The organism is Phaeobacter sp. JH20_34 (genome assembly GCF_048056095.1).
Taxonomy (GTDB): domain Bacteria; phylum Pseudomonadota; class Alphaproteobacteria; order Rhodobacterales; family Rhodobacteraceae; genus Phaeobacter; species Phaeobacter bryozoorum.
Genome location: NZ_JAYMWT010000007.1, coordinates 63707 through 79835 on the forward strand (window position 1 = coordinate 63707; position 16129 = coordinate 79835).

13 protein-coding genes are annotated in these 16129 nt (G+C 63.0%); 10 read left to right on the top strand and 3 right to left on the bottom strand.

Features of this window, described 5'->3' with window-relative positions; all coding sequences use genetic code 11:
- The first annotated feature begins 59 nt into the window (after positions 1-59).
- On the top strand, positions 60-1547 hold the full coding sequence (locus VWZ81_RS08055) for an MORN repeat-containing protein (protein WP_416536692.1): 1488 nt from the start codon (positions 60-62) through the stop codon (positions 1545-1547).
- 378 nt (positions 1548-1925) lie between these two features.
- Entirely contained in the window at positions 1926-3497 is a 1572-nt protein-coding gene (locus VWZ81_RS08060) for a 2-isopropylmalate synthase (protein ID WP_340547309.1), read from the top strand.
- An 88-nt stretch (positions 3498-3585) separates the two neighbouring features.
- Here the strand turns inward: VWZ81_RS08060 and VWZ81_RS08065 are convergent, their stop codons facing one another.
- Both VWZ81_RS08065 and VWZ81_RS08070 read right to left on the bottom strand, forming a co-directional pair.
- On the bottom strand, positions 3586-4386 hold the full coding sequence (locus VWZ81_RS08065; protein WP_416542916.1) for a 23S rRNA (adenine(2030)-N(6))-methyltransferase RlmJ: 801 nt from the start codon (positions 4384-4386) through the stop codon (positions 3586-3588).
- Between the two features lie 72 nt (positions 4387-4458).
- The gene (locus VWZ81_RS08070) at positions 4459-5529 is read right to left on the bottom strand and encodes an agmatine deiminase family protein (protein WP_416536691.1); all 1071 of its coding nucleotides are present in this window, start codon (positions 5527-5529) and stop codon (positions 4459-4461) included.
- Positions 5530-5865: 336 nt separating this feature from the next.
- Between VWZ81_RS08070 and VWZ81_RS08075 the strand changes: the two genes are divergently transcribed.
- Genes VWZ81_RS08075 through rodA form a run of 5 tightly spaced genes read left to right on the top strand, consistent with a single transcriptional unit; the run spans position 5866 to position 11560 of the window.
- Positions 5866-6912, top strand: a complete 1047-nt coding sequence (locus tag VWZ81_RS08075; protein ID WP_061049901.1) for a rod shape-determining protein — start codon at positions 5866-5868, stop codon at positions 6910-6912.
- Between the two features lie 52 nt (positions 6913-6964).
- Positions 6965-7900 carry a rod shape-determining protein MreC gene (gene mreC, locus VWZ81_RS08080; RefSeq protein WP_340547312.1) on the top strand — a complete coding sequence of 312 codons (936 nt, stop codon included), beginning with the start codon at positions 6965-6967 and terminating at the stop codon, positions 7898-7900.
- Positions 7890-8426, top strand: coding sequence for a rod shape-determining protein MreD (locus tag VWZ81_RS08085; RefSeq protein WP_340547313.1), 537 nt, complete (start codon positions 7890-7892; stop codon positions 8424-8426). Before mreC ends, VWZ81_RS08085 begins: the two co-directional genes overlap by 11 nt.
- Positions 8426-10375: a penicillin-binding protein 2 gene (mrdA, locus tag VWZ81_RS08090; protein ID WP_416536690.1), complete on the top strand. Its 1950-nt coding sequence runs from the start codon at positions 8426-8428 to the stop codon at positions 10373-10375. The genes VWZ81_RS08085 and mrdA overlap by 1 nt, the downstream gene beginning before the upstream one ends.
- 45 nt (positions 10376-10420) lie before the next feature.
- Complete coding sequence (gene rodA / locus VWZ81_RS08095; RefSeq protein ID WP_340547315.1) at positions 10421-11560, top strand: rod shape-determining protein RodA; 1140 nt, start codon at positions 10421-10423, stop codon at positions 11558-11560.
- 7 nt (positions 11561-11567) lie between these two features.
- On the opposite strand, the gene VWZ81_RS08100 is transcribed toward rodA, so the two are convergent.
- On the bottom strand, positions 11568-12392 hold the full coding sequence (locus VWZ81_RS08100) for a LysR family transcriptional regulator (RefSeq protein WP_416542917.1): 825 nt from the start codon (positions 12390-12392) through the stop codon (positions 11568-11570).
- Positions 12393-12484: 92 nt separating this feature from the next.
- Between VWZ81_RS08100 and VWZ81_RS08105 the strand changes: the two genes are divergently transcribed.
- The 3 genes from VWZ81_RS08105 to VWZ81_RS08115 all read left to right on the top strand — a co-directional run bounded on the left by VWZ81_RS08105 (position 12485) and on the right by VWZ81_RS08115 (position 16085).
- A complete protein-coding gene (locus VWZ81_RS08105; protein WP_416539951.1) occupies positions 12485-12895 on the top strand; it encodes a VOC family protein in 411 nt (136 codons plus the stop codon).
- Entirely contained in the window at positions 12892-13818 is a 927-nt protein-coding gene (locus VWZ81_RS08110) for a 2-hydroxyacid dehydrogenase (protein ID WP_416542918.1), read from the top strand. The genes VWZ81_RS08105 and VWZ81_RS08110 overlap by 4 nt, the downstream gene beginning before the upstream one ends.
- Positions 13819-14399: 581 nt before the next feature.
- Positions 14400-16085, top strand: a complete 1686-nt coding sequence (locus VWZ81_RS08115) for a tryptophan halogenase family protein (RefSeq protein WP_416542919.1) — start codon at positions 14400-14402, stop codon at positions 16083-16085.
- Positions 16086-16129 lie beyond the last annotated feature (44 nt).

The following is a 16129-nucleotide window of genomic DNA, read 5'->3' on the forward strand; positions in this document are numbered from 1 at the left end:
CCTGTCAAACCGATCAACAGGCCCGCACCCCGGCTCCCCTTATGGCAAGCAGATATTCCATGACCCGTTTCACCACCGCCGCTCTTCTGACCTCCGCTCTGGCGCTTGGCGCTGCCGGGGTCGGACGCCCGGCCCTGGCCCAGGATGGCAAGGTGCTGACCACGCAGGATGAAATCGGCGGCATCTATGAGGGCACCTTTCGCGGCGGCCTGCAACATGGCACCGGCACCTACCGGCTGCCCAACGGCTATGAATATACCGGCGACTGGGTCGATGGCGAAGTCCGCGGTCGTGGCGTTGCGCGTTTCCCCAACGGATCCATCTACGAGGGCGAGTTCGTCAAAGGCAAACCCGAAGGCGCAGGCAAGATCACCTTTGCCGATGGCGGCACCTATGATGGCGAGTGGTCGGACGGCGTAATCAATGGCCAGGGGGTTGCGGTCTATGCCAATGGCGCGCGCTATGAGGGCGGCTTTCGCGATGCCAAGCACCATGGCAAAGGCATCATGCGCAATCCCGGCGGCTATGAATATGACGGCGACTGGGTCGATGGCCGCAAGGAAGGCACCGGCAAGATCACCTACCCGGACGGCGCCACCTATGAGGGCGACATCCGCGACGGCCAGCTGGAGGGCAAAGGCAAGCTGATCATGCCCGATGGTCTGGTTTACGAGGGCGATTGGTCCGCAAACCAGATGGATGGCACCGGCGTGTTGACCCAGCCCAATGGCGATATCTACGAAGGCCCGCTGGTGGCCGGCCGCCGTCAGGGCGAAGGCAAGCAGATCCATGCCAATGGCGATGTCTATATCGGCAATTTCGAGGATGACCTGCGCCACGGCGAAGGCACCTTCACCAAGACCGACGGCTATGTCTACACCGGCGAATGGCTGGCCGGTCAGATCGAGGGCAAGGGCCGCGTCACCTATCCCGACGGTTCGGTCTACGAGGGCCAGTTCCGCGATGATCTCGCCGATGGCGTGGGCAAGATCACCTATCCCGACGGCTCCACCTACGAAGGCGACTGGGTGGCCGGCGTGATCGAGGGCAGCGGCACCACAACCTATCCCAACGGGCTGGTCTACACAGGCGAGTTCCAGAACGCCAAGAACCACGGCCAGGGCGTGATGACCTACCCTGACGGCTACCGCTACGACGGCGGCTGGAAAGAGGGGCAGCGCCATGGCGAAGCGGTTGTCACCTACCCCGACGGTTCGGTTTATACCGGCAGCTTTGCCAACAGCCAGCGCCACGGCACCGGCAAGATCGTGATGACAGATGGCTTCAGCTATGAGGGCGACTGGACCGAAGGCAAGATCAGCGGCCAGGGCGTCGCGACCTATGCCAATGGCGATGTCTACGAGGGCAGCTTTCTCAATTCCAAACGTCAGGGACCGGGTGTGATGCGTTATGCCAGCGGTCAGCAAGCCGAAGGCACCTGGGAGAACGGCGCGCTCAAAACCACCGGTGCGGCGGCACAGGACAGCGATGATGCCACAACAGCCGACCCGGCCACCGCCACCGACGATGCAAACGCCAGCAACTGATTACCGCTGACCCGCAGCACGGCCGACCGGATAGGCTGGCGCGCCCCACCGCGCCAAAAGGCGTAGCGGAGCCGCCGCACAGCGCGCGCCCGGCCATAAGGCGTAGCATGTCTGATCCGGGCCAACGGGTTACAGTCGCAGGCTTTGCCCCTGCCCGGTCAATTTCTGTCTTTCCATTCGTCTTTGGCTCTGTATAACTCTGCGTCATGATGATGCGTGCAGATATCCCTTGCTTTGCCACCGCCCCGCGCGGTGCAGATCTGCGCGCCCTACTGATCCTAATCCGCCTCTGAGCGTGCCATCCGGCGCGCCCGCTCAGAGGGGAAGGCATGCGCGCCACATGGATTGGATTTTAGGACAGACAAGAAAGATACCGACATGACGACTGCAGCTGACAAAGATCGCGTTTTGATCTTCGACACCACTTTGCGCGATGGCGAGCAGAGCCCCGGCGCAACCATGACCCATGATGAAAAGCTCGAGATTGCCGAGCTGCTGGACGACATGGGCGTCGATATCATCGAAGCGGGCTTCCCCATCGCCTCCGAAGGCGACTTCAAAGCGGTGAGCGAGATTGCCGAACGTTCCAAAAATGCCGTGATCTGTGGTCTGGCGCGCGCCAACTTCAAGGATATCGACCGCTGCGCCGAAGCCGTGCGCAAATCCGCACAGCCGCGCATCCACACCTTTATCGGCACCTCGCCGCTGCACCGCGCCATTCCCAACCTCACCATGGATGAGATGGCCGAGAAGATCCACGAGACGGTCACCCACGCCCGCAATCTGGTGGACAATGTGCAGTGGTCGCCGATGGATGCCACCCGCACCGAATGGGATTACCTCTGCCGGGTGATCGAAATTGCCATCAAGGCGGGCGCCACCACCATCAACATCCCCGATACCGTCGGCTATACCGCCCCGGTCGAGAGCGCCGATTTGATCAAGCGCCTGATCGAAACCGTGCCCGGTGCAGATGACGTGATCTTTGCCACCCATTGCCACAACGACCTCGGCATGGCGACCGCCAACGCGCTGGCTGCCGTTGCAGGAGGCGCGCGCCAGATCGAATGTACCATCAACGGTCTGGGCGAACGCGCGGGCAACACCGCCCTGGAAGAGGTGGTGATGGCGCTCAAGGTGCGCGGTGACATCATGCCCTTTACCACCGGCATCGACACCAAGAAGATCATGCACATCTCGCGCCGGGTCTCCACCGTGTCGGGATTTGTCGTGCAGCCGAACAAGGCCATCGTCGGCAAGAACGCCTTTGCCCATGAAAGCGGCATCCATCAGGATGGTATGCTGAAGAACAAGGAAACCTTTGAAATCATGCGGCCCGAGGATGTGGGCATTGCCGGCACCTCGCTGCCGCTTGGCAAACATTCCGGCCGTGCGGCGCTGCGCGACAAGCTCAGCCAGCTCGGGTTTGAGGTGGGCGACAACCAGCTGAAGGATCTCTTTGTCCGGTTCAAAGAACTCGCCGACCGCAAGAAAGAGGTGTTTGACGACGACATCATCGCGCTGATGCGCACCAGCGGCGATGAGGATGACCACCTCAAGCTGGTGTCGATGAAAGTCGTCTGTGGCACCGGCGGTCCCGCCGAGGCCACCATCGAAATGGAAGTCGACGGCAAGGATGTGACCGAGACCGCAGAAGGCGACGGCCCTGTCGATGCCGCCTTCAAGGCGATCCGCAAGATCCACCCGAACTCGGCCCATCTTCAGCTCTATCAGGTCCATGCAGTCACCGAAGGCACCGACGCGCAGGCCACTGTGTCTGTCCGACTGGAAGAAGACGGCGTGATCGCCACGGGCGAGAGCGCGAACACCGACACAGTTGTCGCCTCTGCCGCCGCCTATATCAGCGCCCTCAACCGCCTGATCATCCGCCGCAGCAAAATGGGCGAAGGCGCCGACACCCGCGAGATTTCCTACAAGGACATCACCTGATCAATGCGTTGATCTGAAACAGCAAAGGCCACCCGACGGGTGGCCTTTTTCGTTCTGCCCAGGGCCAACCGCCTCTGTTGGCCGCATCTCAGCCCAGACGGCTGAACAGTTTGGTCAGCCGCGCGGCTTCTTCCTCGGTGCCATAGGGCGCATTCACGATGAACATGCCCGAGCCGACCATCCGGTGCCCCTCCCGCGCCGGGGGAAACCGCACCTCATGACGCAATGCGCCGGCCAGCCCCTGCGCCTCCAGCGCGCTCAGCATCGGCTTATGCGCCCCGTCCGTCAGGATCGGATACCACAGCGCAATGACGCCGACGTTCCACTTGCGGTGCAGCTTGGCGATATGGCCGGGGATCTGGGCGTAGTCGCGCTTTACCTCATAGCTGGGATCAATCAGCAGCAGCCCGCGACGCGGCGTCGGCGGCGCCAGCGACTGCGCCAGCTCAAACCCGTCCTGCTGATGCACATGGACCCGCCGCCCCAGCCCATGCGACCACAGCGCCTGCCGCAGGGCGGCGTTTTCCTGCGGGTGCAGCTCGGCAAAATTGAGACTGTCGGCCTCGCGCAGCAGATGCGCTGCAATCAGCGGCGACCCCGGATAGGCCATCTCCCCATGAGCGCTGCGGGTTGCGGCAATAGCAGCGGCCAGGGGGTGATCCTCGGCCAGCAGGGCCTGATCCAGCAGGCGGCTGATCCCCGCCGCCGCCTCGCCGGTCTTGACCGCCTCTGCCGCATCCAGCTGATAGAGCCCGCGCCCGGCGTGGGTCTCGATATAGCTGAGCGGCTTGTCCTTCCGCGTGAGATAATCCAGCAGCCGCGCCAGCAGCGCGTGTTTCTGAACATCGGCCAGATTTCCGGCGTGATAGATATGTTGATATGACAGCATCCCAGCCCTCTACCGCCAAACCGCCCCGGACAAAAGCCCCTTGCCGCAGCGGAGGGCGTTGGATCTGATGGCTCAGACCGCTGGCATCTGCTGCGTTGCACAGTGAATGCCGCCACCCAATTCGCCCAGCGGGTCCACGTTCAGCGTGACTATTTCCCGTCCCGGATAGTGACGCGCCAGCGCGTTCCGCGCGATCTCATCGGTTGCACCATCCCCGAATTCCGCCGCGACCACCGCGCCATTGCAGACGTAATAATTGGCGTAAGAGGCGACAAAATCGAACCTTTTGATCCGACGGATATGAGGTTCGGGGATAACCTCAACCTCCAGCCCCGCCCCGACCAGCCGGTCATGCGTGTCCAACGCAGCCATATGGAACGGATCGGCGCTATCAGGGGTATCGGGCAGGTTCATAAGAACACGCCCCGGCCCGGTGAAACGTGCGAGGCTATCGATATGATAATCCGTGATATCCTCCCCCCTGACCCCCTCGGCCCAGATCATGCGATCCGCCCCATAAGCCTCCAGCAGCCGTTGTTCTATCTGATCGCGTGACAGCCCGGGGTTCCGGTTCTTGTTCACCCAGCTGCTCTCATGTGCCATCAGCAGCCCGTGCCCATCCTGCTCCACGCCGCCTGCCTCGCCATGCAAACCGGTTGGCAACAGCGGCAGCCCCAAACGCTCGGCCACCCGTCCTGCGATCTGGCTGTCCCGCCGGTTGACCTGCTTTTTGCCCCAGCCGTTGAACTGGATATGGCTGATCGCCAAGCCGCCTGCGCCATCGATCACAAAGATAGGCCCTGAATCGCGGCACCACAGATCCTCGGTCGGGATATCCCACAGCTCAACATCCGCAGACAGCTTGGCGCGCGCGCCGCTGTGATCCGCTGCCGCCGCGAGCACTGTGACAGGTTCAAACGCCGCAATCGCATTGGCGATATCTGCAATCGACTGCTGCGCCATGTCGCGGAACACAGGATCGGGATGCACCTTCCTGCTGACCGGCCATTGCATGAAGGTGCGCTGATGCGGCGCTTCCTCCGGTGGGACAAAAAATCCGGACCCGGCAACGGCGGTTTGTCCTGTGATCAGATTTGCCATGCCGAAGGCCCCGCCAGCCAGTAAGAAATTTCGCCGCTTCATCGCCGTTCCCTTCGCCGACCAAACATCCGCAAGGATCAAGCTTAACAACGCTGCGCAAACAAGAGAAGCAACATCGCGCGGCCCTTTACCGCCTCCGATAGTTGCCGGAGGCGTGCGGTTTTGAGGGGCGCGCTTATCAGATCCGCGCCACACCTGCCCACACTGCCAATCGGATCGGTTGTCTGCCTTTCCCATGGGGCACCCCGCAGTGGCGGCGAAAAGGCGCCTTTTGATCGGAATCCGCCCTTTCGCCACCTCCCGGCGCTGCTTATAAGACATAAAGCCCGCGCTCAGCAGAGTCGCGGGACAGGTGGCAGTTTTACAGGGTCCTAATACATGTCGATCTTTGGAAGTCTTGGCGGGTTGTTCACGTCTGATATGGCAATTGACCTCGGCACGGCGAACACGCTCGTCTATGTCAAGGGTCGCGGTGTCATCCTGTCGGAACCCTCCGTTGTCGCCTATCATGTGAAGGACGGCGTGAAAAAAGTGCTCGCAGTTGGCGAGGATGCCAAGCTGATGCTGGGCCGCACCCCCGGCTCCATCGAGGCGATCCGCCCGATGCGCGAAGGGGTGATTGCCGATTTTGACACCGCCGAAGAGATGATCAAGCATTTCATCCGCAAGGTGCACAAACGCTCCACCTTCTCCAAGCCCAAGATCATCGTCTGCGTCCCGCATGGCGCCACCCCGGTTGAAAAACGCGCGATCCGCCAGTCGGTGCTCTCCGCAGGCGCCCGCCGCGCCGGGCTGATCGCCGAGCCGATCGCCGCCGCCATTGGTGCCGGGATGCCGATCACCGATCCCACCGGCAACATGGTCGTGGACATCGGCGGCGGCACCACCGAGGTTGCGGTTCTGTCGCTGGGCGACATCGTCTATGCGCGCTCGGTCCGCGTTGGTGGCGACCGGATGGATGAGGCGATCATCAACTACCTGCGCCGTCAGCAGAACCTTCTGGTGGGCGAGGCCACGGCCGAACGCATCAAGACCTCCATCGGTACCGCCCGGATGCCCGACGACGGCCGCGGCCAGTCGATGCAGATCCGCGGCCGCGACCTGCTGAACGGCGTGCCGAAGGAAATCGAGATTTCGCAGGCCCAGGTCGCCGAAGCGCTGGCGGAACCCGTGCAGCAGATCTGCGAAGCGGTGATGACCGCGCTGGAAACCACACCGCCGGATCTGGCGGCGGATATCGTGGATCGCGGCGTGATGCTGACCGGCGGCGGCGCGCTGCTGGGCGATCTGGATCTGGCCCTGCGCGAACAGACCGGTCTGGCGGTCTCCATCGCCGATGAAAGCCTGAACTGCGTGGCGCTTGGCACCGGCAAGGCGCTGGAATACGAAAAACAGCTGGCACATGCCATTGATTACGACAGCTGAGCGGTCCGGCCATCGCTAGGATGGCCGACGCCCGGCGCCGGGAAGGAATACCTTGGCCAAAGACCGGTCCCAGCGTGATGACTATACCGCCCCGCTGCGCCGCCTGCTGACCGGGGTTATCTGCCTGTGCCTGCTGGCGATTTTCCTGATCTGGCGGATCGACAGCCCAAGGGTCGAACGGTTTCGCGCCCAAATCGTCGATGCCGTTGTTCCCAGCATGGACTGGGCCATGGTCCCGGTTGAGGGCGCCATCAACCTGCTGCGCGATTTTCAGAGCTATCAGCGGCTTGCCGAACAGAACCGCGAACTGCGCAGCGAATTGCGCCAGATGAGCGCCTGGAAAGAGGCGGCGCTACAGCTGGAACAGGAAAACGCCCGCCTGCTGGATCTCAACAATGTGCGGCTCGACCCCCGCCTGACCTTTGTCACCGGTGTGGTCATGGCCGACAGCGGCTCGCCCTTTCGCCAGTCGGTGATCCTGAACGTCGGCGCGCGTGACGGGGTGCGCGACGGCTGGGCAGCGATGGATGGCATCGGCCTTGTCGGGCGGATCTCCGGCACCGGGCAGGATACCGCGCGGGTGATCCTCCTCACCGATGCTGCCAGCTCCGTCCCCGCGCTGATCCAGCCCTCCGGGCAAAGCACGCTGGTGGCTGGCGACAACAGCCCGGCGCCGGTGATCGACTTTCTCGAAAACCCCGATCTGGTCCGCCCCGGCGACCGGGTGGTCACCTCGGGCGATGGCAAGGTGTTCCCGGCAGGTCTGCTGATCGGGCAGGTCACGCAGGACCGTTTTGGCCGCCTGCGGGTGCGCCTTTCGGCCGATTACGAGCGGCTGGAATTCCTGCGGGTGCTGCGCCATCACGGATCTGAGGTGATCAAGGATCCCGGCGGGCTGGTGGTTCCGGCACCGGGCATCAATATTCCGCAACCCCGGCCCGAGGGGCTGGGCGATGGGGCGGCGGCGGAGGCCGGAGATGGCCAATAACGCCCCGGCGCGGATCTGGCTCATGCGCGCGGCCTTTCCGGCGCTGGCCCTCGTGATCATGTTCTTTCACCTGCTGCCGCTGGATACGCTGCCCTCTCGCTGGGCGCCGCCGGATCTGATGCTGGCGCTGGTCCTGGCCTGGTCGCTCCGGCGTCCCGACTATGTGCCGACGCTGCTGATTGCCCTCACCTTCCTGCTGGCCGATCTGCTGTTCCAGCGGCCACCGGGGCTGATGGCGCTATTGGTGGTTCTGGCCTCCAGCTTTCTGAAATCACAGGTTCAGCCGCACCGTGAAACCGCCTTTCTCGGCGAATGGTTCACGGTGGCGGTGACCGTCACCGCCGTGACCCTGCTCAACCGGCTGATCCTGGCGATTCTGGGGGTGGTGCAGCCGTCGCTGGGGTTGATTCTGATCCAGATGGTGGCAACATTGCTGATCTATCCGCTGGTCGCGCTGGCCAGCCAAAGCCTGCTGGGGGTGCGCAAACTCTCCCCCGCCGAGGCAGAAGCCCTGGGAAGCCGCTGATGAAACGCAACGTCAAGGATGTCGAGGCCTCACATCGCAAACTCAGCCGTCGCGCCCTGCTCTTGGGCGGGTTGCAGCTGGCCTTTGCCGGGGGTCTGGCGATGCGGATGCGTCACCTTCAGGTCGATCAGGCTGACCAGTTCCGCCTCTTGGCCGAGGAAAACCGCATAAACCTGCGCCTGATCCCCCCGGCACGGGGGCAGATCTACGACCGCAACGGCACAATTCTGGCGCAGAACGCGCAGTCCTACCGGATCACCGTGGTGCCCGAGGATGCCGGCGATGTGGGCGACGTCATCGACAAACTGTCGCGACTGCTGACGCTGGACCCCGAAGACATCGAACGCGCCATGGCTGAAATGCGCCGCTCGCCACCGTTCCTGCCAATCACCCTGGCCGATCAGATCAGCTGGGACGACATCTCCAAGGTTGCGGTCAACGCCCCCGCCCTGCCCGGCATCACACCCGAGGTCGGCCTCACGCGGGTCTATCCGCAGCATGAGGATTTTGCCCATGTGATCGGCTACGTCGGGCCGGTCTCGGATTATGACCTCAGCAAGATGGAAGACCCAGAACCGGTGCTGATGATCCCGCGCTTTCAGATCGGCAAGGTCGGGTTCGAGGCCAAGCGCGAGGATGTGCTGCGCGGCAAGGCCGGCGCCAAACGTGTCGAGGTCAACGCCACCGGTCGTGTCATGCGCGAGCTGGATCGCCGCGAAGGCGAGGCCGGCGCCGACATGCAGCTGACCGTCGATGCCGATCTGCAAAACTACACCCAGGCGCGGCTTGGCCTCGAGAGCGCCAGCGCCGTGGTCATCGACTGCGAAAACGGTGATGTGCGCGCCATTGCCTCTTCGCCCAGCTTTGATCCCAACCTCTTTGTGCGGGGTATCTCGGTAGCCGACTACCGGATGCTGACCGAAGACCCCTATCGCCCGCTGGCCAATAAATCCGTTCAGGGCACCTATCCGCCCGGATCGACCTTCAAGATGATCACCGCCCTTGCCGCGCTGGAAGAAGGCCTGATCGGCACCGAAGATACCGTCTGGTGCCCCGGCCATCTGGAGGTCTCGGGCCGCCGCTTCCACTGCTGGAAACGCGCAGGCCATGGCCATGTCGATCTCAATACATCGCTCAAAAGCTCCTGTGACGTCTATTACTACGATCTCGCCATCAAGGTCGGCATCGACAAGATTTCCGCCATGGCAAAACGCTTTGGCCTTGGCGTGCGCCATGATCTGCCAATGTCCGCCGTGGCCAAGGGGATCGCCCCCAACAAGGAATGGAAATCAAAGACCTACGGTCAGGACTGGCTGGTTGGTGACACCGTGAACTCCTCTATCGGGCAGGGCTATCTTCTGGCCTCGCCCATGCAGCTGGCGGTGATGACCGCACGTCTGGCCACCGGGCGCTCGGTGACGCCGCGCCTGCTGAAATCCATCGACGGGGTGGAACAGCCCAGCGGTGCCGGGGAGCCGATTGGCGTCAACGAGAACAATCTGCGCACGATCCGCCGGGGCATGTATTCGGTCAGCAACGAACGGCGAGGCACCGGCTACGGCTCCCGGATCATCGCCGAGGGCATGCGCATGGCGGGCAAGAGTGGCACCAGTCAGGTCCGCAATATCACCGCCGCAGAGCGCGCCGCCGGGGTGATCCGCAACGAGGACCTGCCCTGGGAACGGCGCGACCATGCTCTGTTTGTCAGCTACGCCCCCCATGACAACCCGAAATTCGCGGTCGCGGTGGTGGTGGAACATGGCGGTGGCGGCTCCAAGGCGGCGGCGCCGATCGCCCGCGACGTGCTGCTACAGGCGCTCTACAATGGCACGCCACCGCTTGAGGCCTACCCCAAGAAGGACCGCAGCCGTATCGAAGCCCAGCAGGACCGTCTGGAACGTGAACGCATCCAGCGCACCAGCCGCAACAGCGACAGTGGTCAGGCCTGAGATGGGCCTGCGTGAACAGGGGCAGACAGCGACAAGAGGACAGCCATGAGCTATCTTGCCAATAACGCGCAATCGGTGCCGACCGGCCTGCGCAAGATCCTCTATCTCAACTGGCCCTTGACCCTGCTTCTGGCCAGCGTCGCCAGCGTCGGTTTTCTGATGCTCTATTCGGTGGCGGGCGGCAGTTTCTCCCCCTGGGTGGAACCGCAGGTCAAACGCTTCCTGCTTGGGCTTTCGGTGATGCTGGTGGTGGCCATGATCCCGATCTGGTTCTGGCGCAATATCTCGGTACTGGCCTATCTGGTCTCGGTGCTCTTGCTGGTGGCGGTGGAATTCTTCGGCACCGTTGGCATGGGGGCGCAGCGCTGGATCGACATTGGCTTTATGCGGCTACAGCCATCGGAGCTGATGAAGATCACGCTGGTGATGCTGCTGGCCGCCTATTACGACTGGCTGCCGCCGGAGCGCTGTTCACGGCCCCAATGGGTGATCCTGCCGGTGATCCTGATCCTGCTGCCCACCTTTCTGGTGCTGCGCCAGCCCGATCTTGGCACCTCCATCCTGCTGATGGCCGCCGGAGGGGGCGTGATGTTCCTTGCCGGTGTGCACTGGGCCTATTTTGCCGCCGTCATCGGCGCCGCAGTGGGTCTTGTTGCGGCCGTGTTCAAAAGCCGGGGCACCGACTGGCAGCTGCTGAAAGACTATCAGTTCCGCCGCATCGACACCTTTCTCGATCCCTCGCAGGATCCGCTCGGCGCCGGCTACCACATCACCCAGTCGAAGATTGCGCTGGGGTCCGGCGGCTGGTCCGGCCGCGGTTTCATGCAGGGTACCCAGTCACGGCTGAACTTTCTGCCCGAGAAACACACCGATTTCATCTTCACCACCCTGGCCGAAGAATTCGGGTTTATCGGCGGGTTCACCCTGCTGTTCATCTACATGCTGGTGATCCTGTTCTGCATTGCCACGGCGCTTGCCACCAGGGACCGGTTTTCCTCTTTGGTCACGCTGGGCGTCGCCATCACATTTTTCCTGTTCTTTGCGGTGAATATGTCGATGGTGATGGGGCTGGCACCCGTGGTCGGCGTGCCGCTGCCGATGGTCTCCTACGGGGGGTCGGCGATGCTGGTGCTGCTGGCCGCCTTTGGTCTGGTGCAAAGCGCCAATATCCACCGCCCGCGATAGCCGTCGGCTAGAGCGCTGCCAGCAAGACCCGCGTCAGCGCGCTGTCCGCATCGCGCTGATGGAGAAGCACGCCCAGCCGCCGTTCCGCGTCATCAAAGGGCGTGAACCGCAGCCCGCCATATCGTCCCACCCCTTCCCAAAGCGGCACAACCGCCTGCGCGGTGCCCTCTGCCACCATCTGGGCAATCAGTTCCAGCGCATCCAGTTCCGCCAGGATCTCCGGCGCCTCGACCCTCTGCGTCAGCGCCTGCCAGCAGCGCGCGCCACCCCAGGCGTCCCGGCTGTAGATCAGATAGGGCAGCGGCTCTTCAGCGGCCTTCTCAGCCTGCAACAGCCCGATGGGTTGCCGGGCGATCTCGGTGAACACATAGGATTTTGGCAGCAGAAAGGGCGGTTCGATCAACAGGGCTGCATCGACCTGCCCCTGTTCCATCGCCGCATAAAGCCCCTCAGAGGTGCCGGGCACCAGCTGCAACGCAACCTCCGGCGCGGCGGCTCTCAGATGCCGCAGGATCGCGCCCGCGTAATCTCCCATCGCCGTCGATACCGCGCCCAGCCGCAACCGCCCGGTCAGCGCGGCGCCGCGCAGCTCTCCCCGCAACTCGGCCTCTGCCCGCAGTATGTCACGCATCCGTGGCAGCAGCCGACGACACTCGGCCGTTGGCTGCATGACCCGGCCCGCCCGGCACAGCAGCGCCACGCCCACATCAGCCTCCAATGCGGCAATCCGCTGCGAGATGGCCGAGGCGGTGATCCCCTCACGCCGCGCCGCCGCCGCAAGGGAGCCTTCTTCAATCGTGGCAATCAGGCTGGTGAGAAATCGTGTGTCCATAGATATCCTTATGTCTGAACATAGAAAAACAAGCTACCCTTTGCACGCCTCACCGCCTATCCCCTTAGGCACAGAGTTAAGGGAGCACAGAGATGAGCATTTTTCACCTCGCCTATCACGTGGATGATCTTGACAGGGCGCGCGGCTTTTACGGGGATCTGCTGGGCTGTCAGGAAGGGCGCAGCACCGAGACTTGGGTCGATTTCAACTTCTTCGGCCATCAGATTTCGCTGCACCTCGGGCCAGTTTTTGCCACTGCCAAGACCGGCAGGGTCGGCGATCACATGGTGCCGATGCCCCACCTCGGCGTGATCCTGCCGCAGGGTGACTGGCGCGCGCTGGCTGACCGGCTGGAGGCGGCGGGTGTTGACTTCACCATCGCCCCCACCACCCGGTTTGCGGGCGAGCCGGGAGAGCAAAGCACGATGTTCTTTCATGATCCCGCAGGCAACCCCATCGAAATCAAGGGATTTGCCGATATGGACGGGGTGTTTGCCACATGATCAACGTCCAGTTCGCCGCCCTGCCCGAACGCTGGGCCAGCTATCAGGCACCTTTGCGCGCCGCCTTTGCCGAGGCCGGGCTGGAGGTTGATCTGCGCCTCGATCACGCGCCGGGAGAGGTCGATTACGTGGTCTATGCCCCCAATTCCGACCTTCAGGACTTTACCCCCTATACCCGCTGCAAGGCGGTGCTGAGCCTCTGGGCCGGGGTGGAAAAGATCGTCGGCAACCAGACCCTGACGATGCCGCTCTGCCGGATGGTGGATCCGGGGCTGACCGCAGGCATGGTGGAATGGGTCACCGGCCATGTGCTGCGCTATCACCTCGGCATCGACCGCACGATCCGCACGCAGGACAGATGGGACCCCGTGGTGCCGCCGCTGGCCGAGGAACGGCCGGTCACCGTGCTGGGCCTTGGCGCATTGGGGCAGGCCTGCGCGCAGATGCTGGCAAAGCTGGGCTTCCCGGTCACCGGCTGGTCGCGATCCGAAAAATCCATCGACGGCATCACCTGCCGCCACGGCGAGCCCGGGCTGCGCGCAGCGCTCAGCGCCGCCGAAATCGTGATCCTGCTGCTGCCCGATACACCCGCCACCGAGAATACGCTGAACCGTGACACGCTCGCCCTGCTGCCCCGTGGCGCACGGATCATCAACCCCGGACGCGGCCCGCTCGTTGAGGATGATGCCCTGCTGGCCGCGCTCGACAGTGGCCAGATCGGCCATGCCACGCTGGATGTTTTCCGGGTGGAGCCGCTGCCGCTGGATCATCCCTATTGGGCCCATCCCAATGTGACCGTGACGCCCCATATCGCGGCCGAAACCCGCGCCATCACTGCCGCACGGGTGATTGCCGAAAACATTCGCCTGGGCGAGGCCGGACAGCCCTTGCGCCATCAGGTGGACCGCAATCTGGGCTATTGATCACCCAGGTGGGCGGCAGTTCTTAACATCCAGCAAACCTGCCGCCCGCCCCGCTCAGAATCGTTTCAGACCCTTGCGCTAGTCTCTCGGGCAATCGCGATTGCAGGATCCGGGTCTGGCACCCCGGCTCCGACCAGGAACCGGGCCTCAGTGTGTGAGGCTGTGCAGAGAATTTGAGCACGCGGGCCATCAACCCGCCCCTCTCCGCCCCCGTGGCGGCGCCGTCCACTTTATGCCGCAACCGCCCGGTTGCAGAACAAGTCCCCAGTTCCAAGACTGGCAGACCAGCACGGCAGCATCCCCCGGACGACCACAGGTTGCGCCGGTGATGACCCGTGTTTGGACAACAGCCACCCCGACGCACCATGCCGGGCCACGTTTGCACAGCACCGATCATCATCGAAATTTCCAAATAGTGCAGCCCCAATCCGCCCCCGGCCATGTCCCCGCAAAACCACGATCAGCGCGACGCCGGGTCCGCTCAGCCCCGTCCAGACCGGCTTAGCGCCATAATGGCTGGCCAAATGCGAGAAACTTGCGCTACGGTTCTTCAAAAAACATAAAAACAGGGACGGAACTAGATGAACAATCGCTTAAGGAAGATCACCATCGTCGGCGGCGGCACGGCGGGGTGGATGACGGCGCTGATCCTGGAGACGGAATTCTCCCGCACCTCGGCACCAAAGGACTGCCCGCGGATCTGCCTGATCGAAAGCCCAAATATCGCCACGGTTGGCGTCGGAGAGGCAACGGTGCCACGGATGCCAAAGACGCTTCGTCAGGCGGGCATATCCGAACGCAATTTCTTCCGCGAAACCAACGCCTCCTTCAAGCTCGGTGTGAAATTCTGCAACTGGAACAAGGACCCGAAGGGCAATCGCATCGACTATGTGAACCCCTTTGCCCATGGTCAGCTGCTGGAGGGGCTGGAGGCCGCTGAATATTTCCTGCGCTTTGGCAACGGCGACCGGGATTTCACCCAGTCCATCGCGCCACATGATGATCTGGGCCGCCTGTGCAAGGGTGCGCGCCCCTTGGGTCAACCGGAGTTCGAACAGCGGTTCGGCTATGCCTATCATCTGGACGCGGTGAAATTTGCAGGCATGCTCACCAGGGTCTGCACCAAACGCGGTGTTGAGCATATTCAGGACGAGGTGACATCGGTCGAACTGGATGAACAGGGCAATGTCAGCCACCTGATGCTGGAACAGCGCGGCCGCCACGATATCGAAATGGTCATCGACTGCACCGGTTTCCGCGGGCTGATCATCAATCAGGCGCTGGGTGAGCCGTTCATGGATTATTCCGACTACCTGCCCAATGACCGCGCTATGGCCTTGCAGATTGAACATCCCGACCCGGAAAAAATCGAAAGCCTGACCCGCTCCACCGCCCTTGGGGCCGGCTGGACGTGGCGCGTGCCGCTCTACAACCGTGTGGGCACCGGCTATGTGTTCTCCTCGGCCCATCGCACCGATGATCAGGCGGCGGATGAATACCTTGAATGGCTGGGGGACAGTGGCAAAGGGGCGACGCCACGGGTGATCCCGATGCGGATCGGACGCGTGCGCAATGCCTGGGTCAAGAACTGTCTGGCCATTGGTCTGGCCGGCGGGTTTATCGAACCGCTGGAAAGCACCGCGATCCACATGATCGACCACGCCGTGCGCTGGTTTGCCGAACATCTGCCAACGCGCGAGATCGCCCCCTCCCTGCGCAGCCGATACAACCGGCAGATGGACAAACTTTATGACGAGGTGCTGGAATTCATCTGCCTGCACTACCGGCTCGGCAACCGCACCGATGACCAATACTGGATCGACGCCCGCACGGAGATGAAGATCCCGGATCGCCTTGCCGAGAACCTTGAACTCTGGCAGCACCGCCTGCCGATGCCCCATGATATCGAATTTGCCACCCTGTTTGATTACCGGGTCTACCAGACCGTGCTTCTGGGCAAACAGGTCTATGATACCGGCTATGGCCCCGGCATCCGGGATCGCCTGCGCCCATTGAAGAAACCGATATGGTTCCAGTGGTGGAAGGGCGCGAAGGTGGATCTGGCGCACATCCTGAAGTCGATGCCGGATCACAAAACCCTGCTGCGCGACATCCGCGGCGAACTGGACCAGCCAAGCTTTGGCATGGCGGCGGCGATGAAACCGACAGTGCCGATGCCTGGCGCCGCCCCGGTGCCCTGGGCGATCCAAAACATGCCGAGCTTCAGCGAGATTGAGAGCGGTCAGAAAGACCTGCAACTGTTCTAGGCAGGCCTGCGCCCCCTCACCGCAGATCGCGGGGGCACAACCAC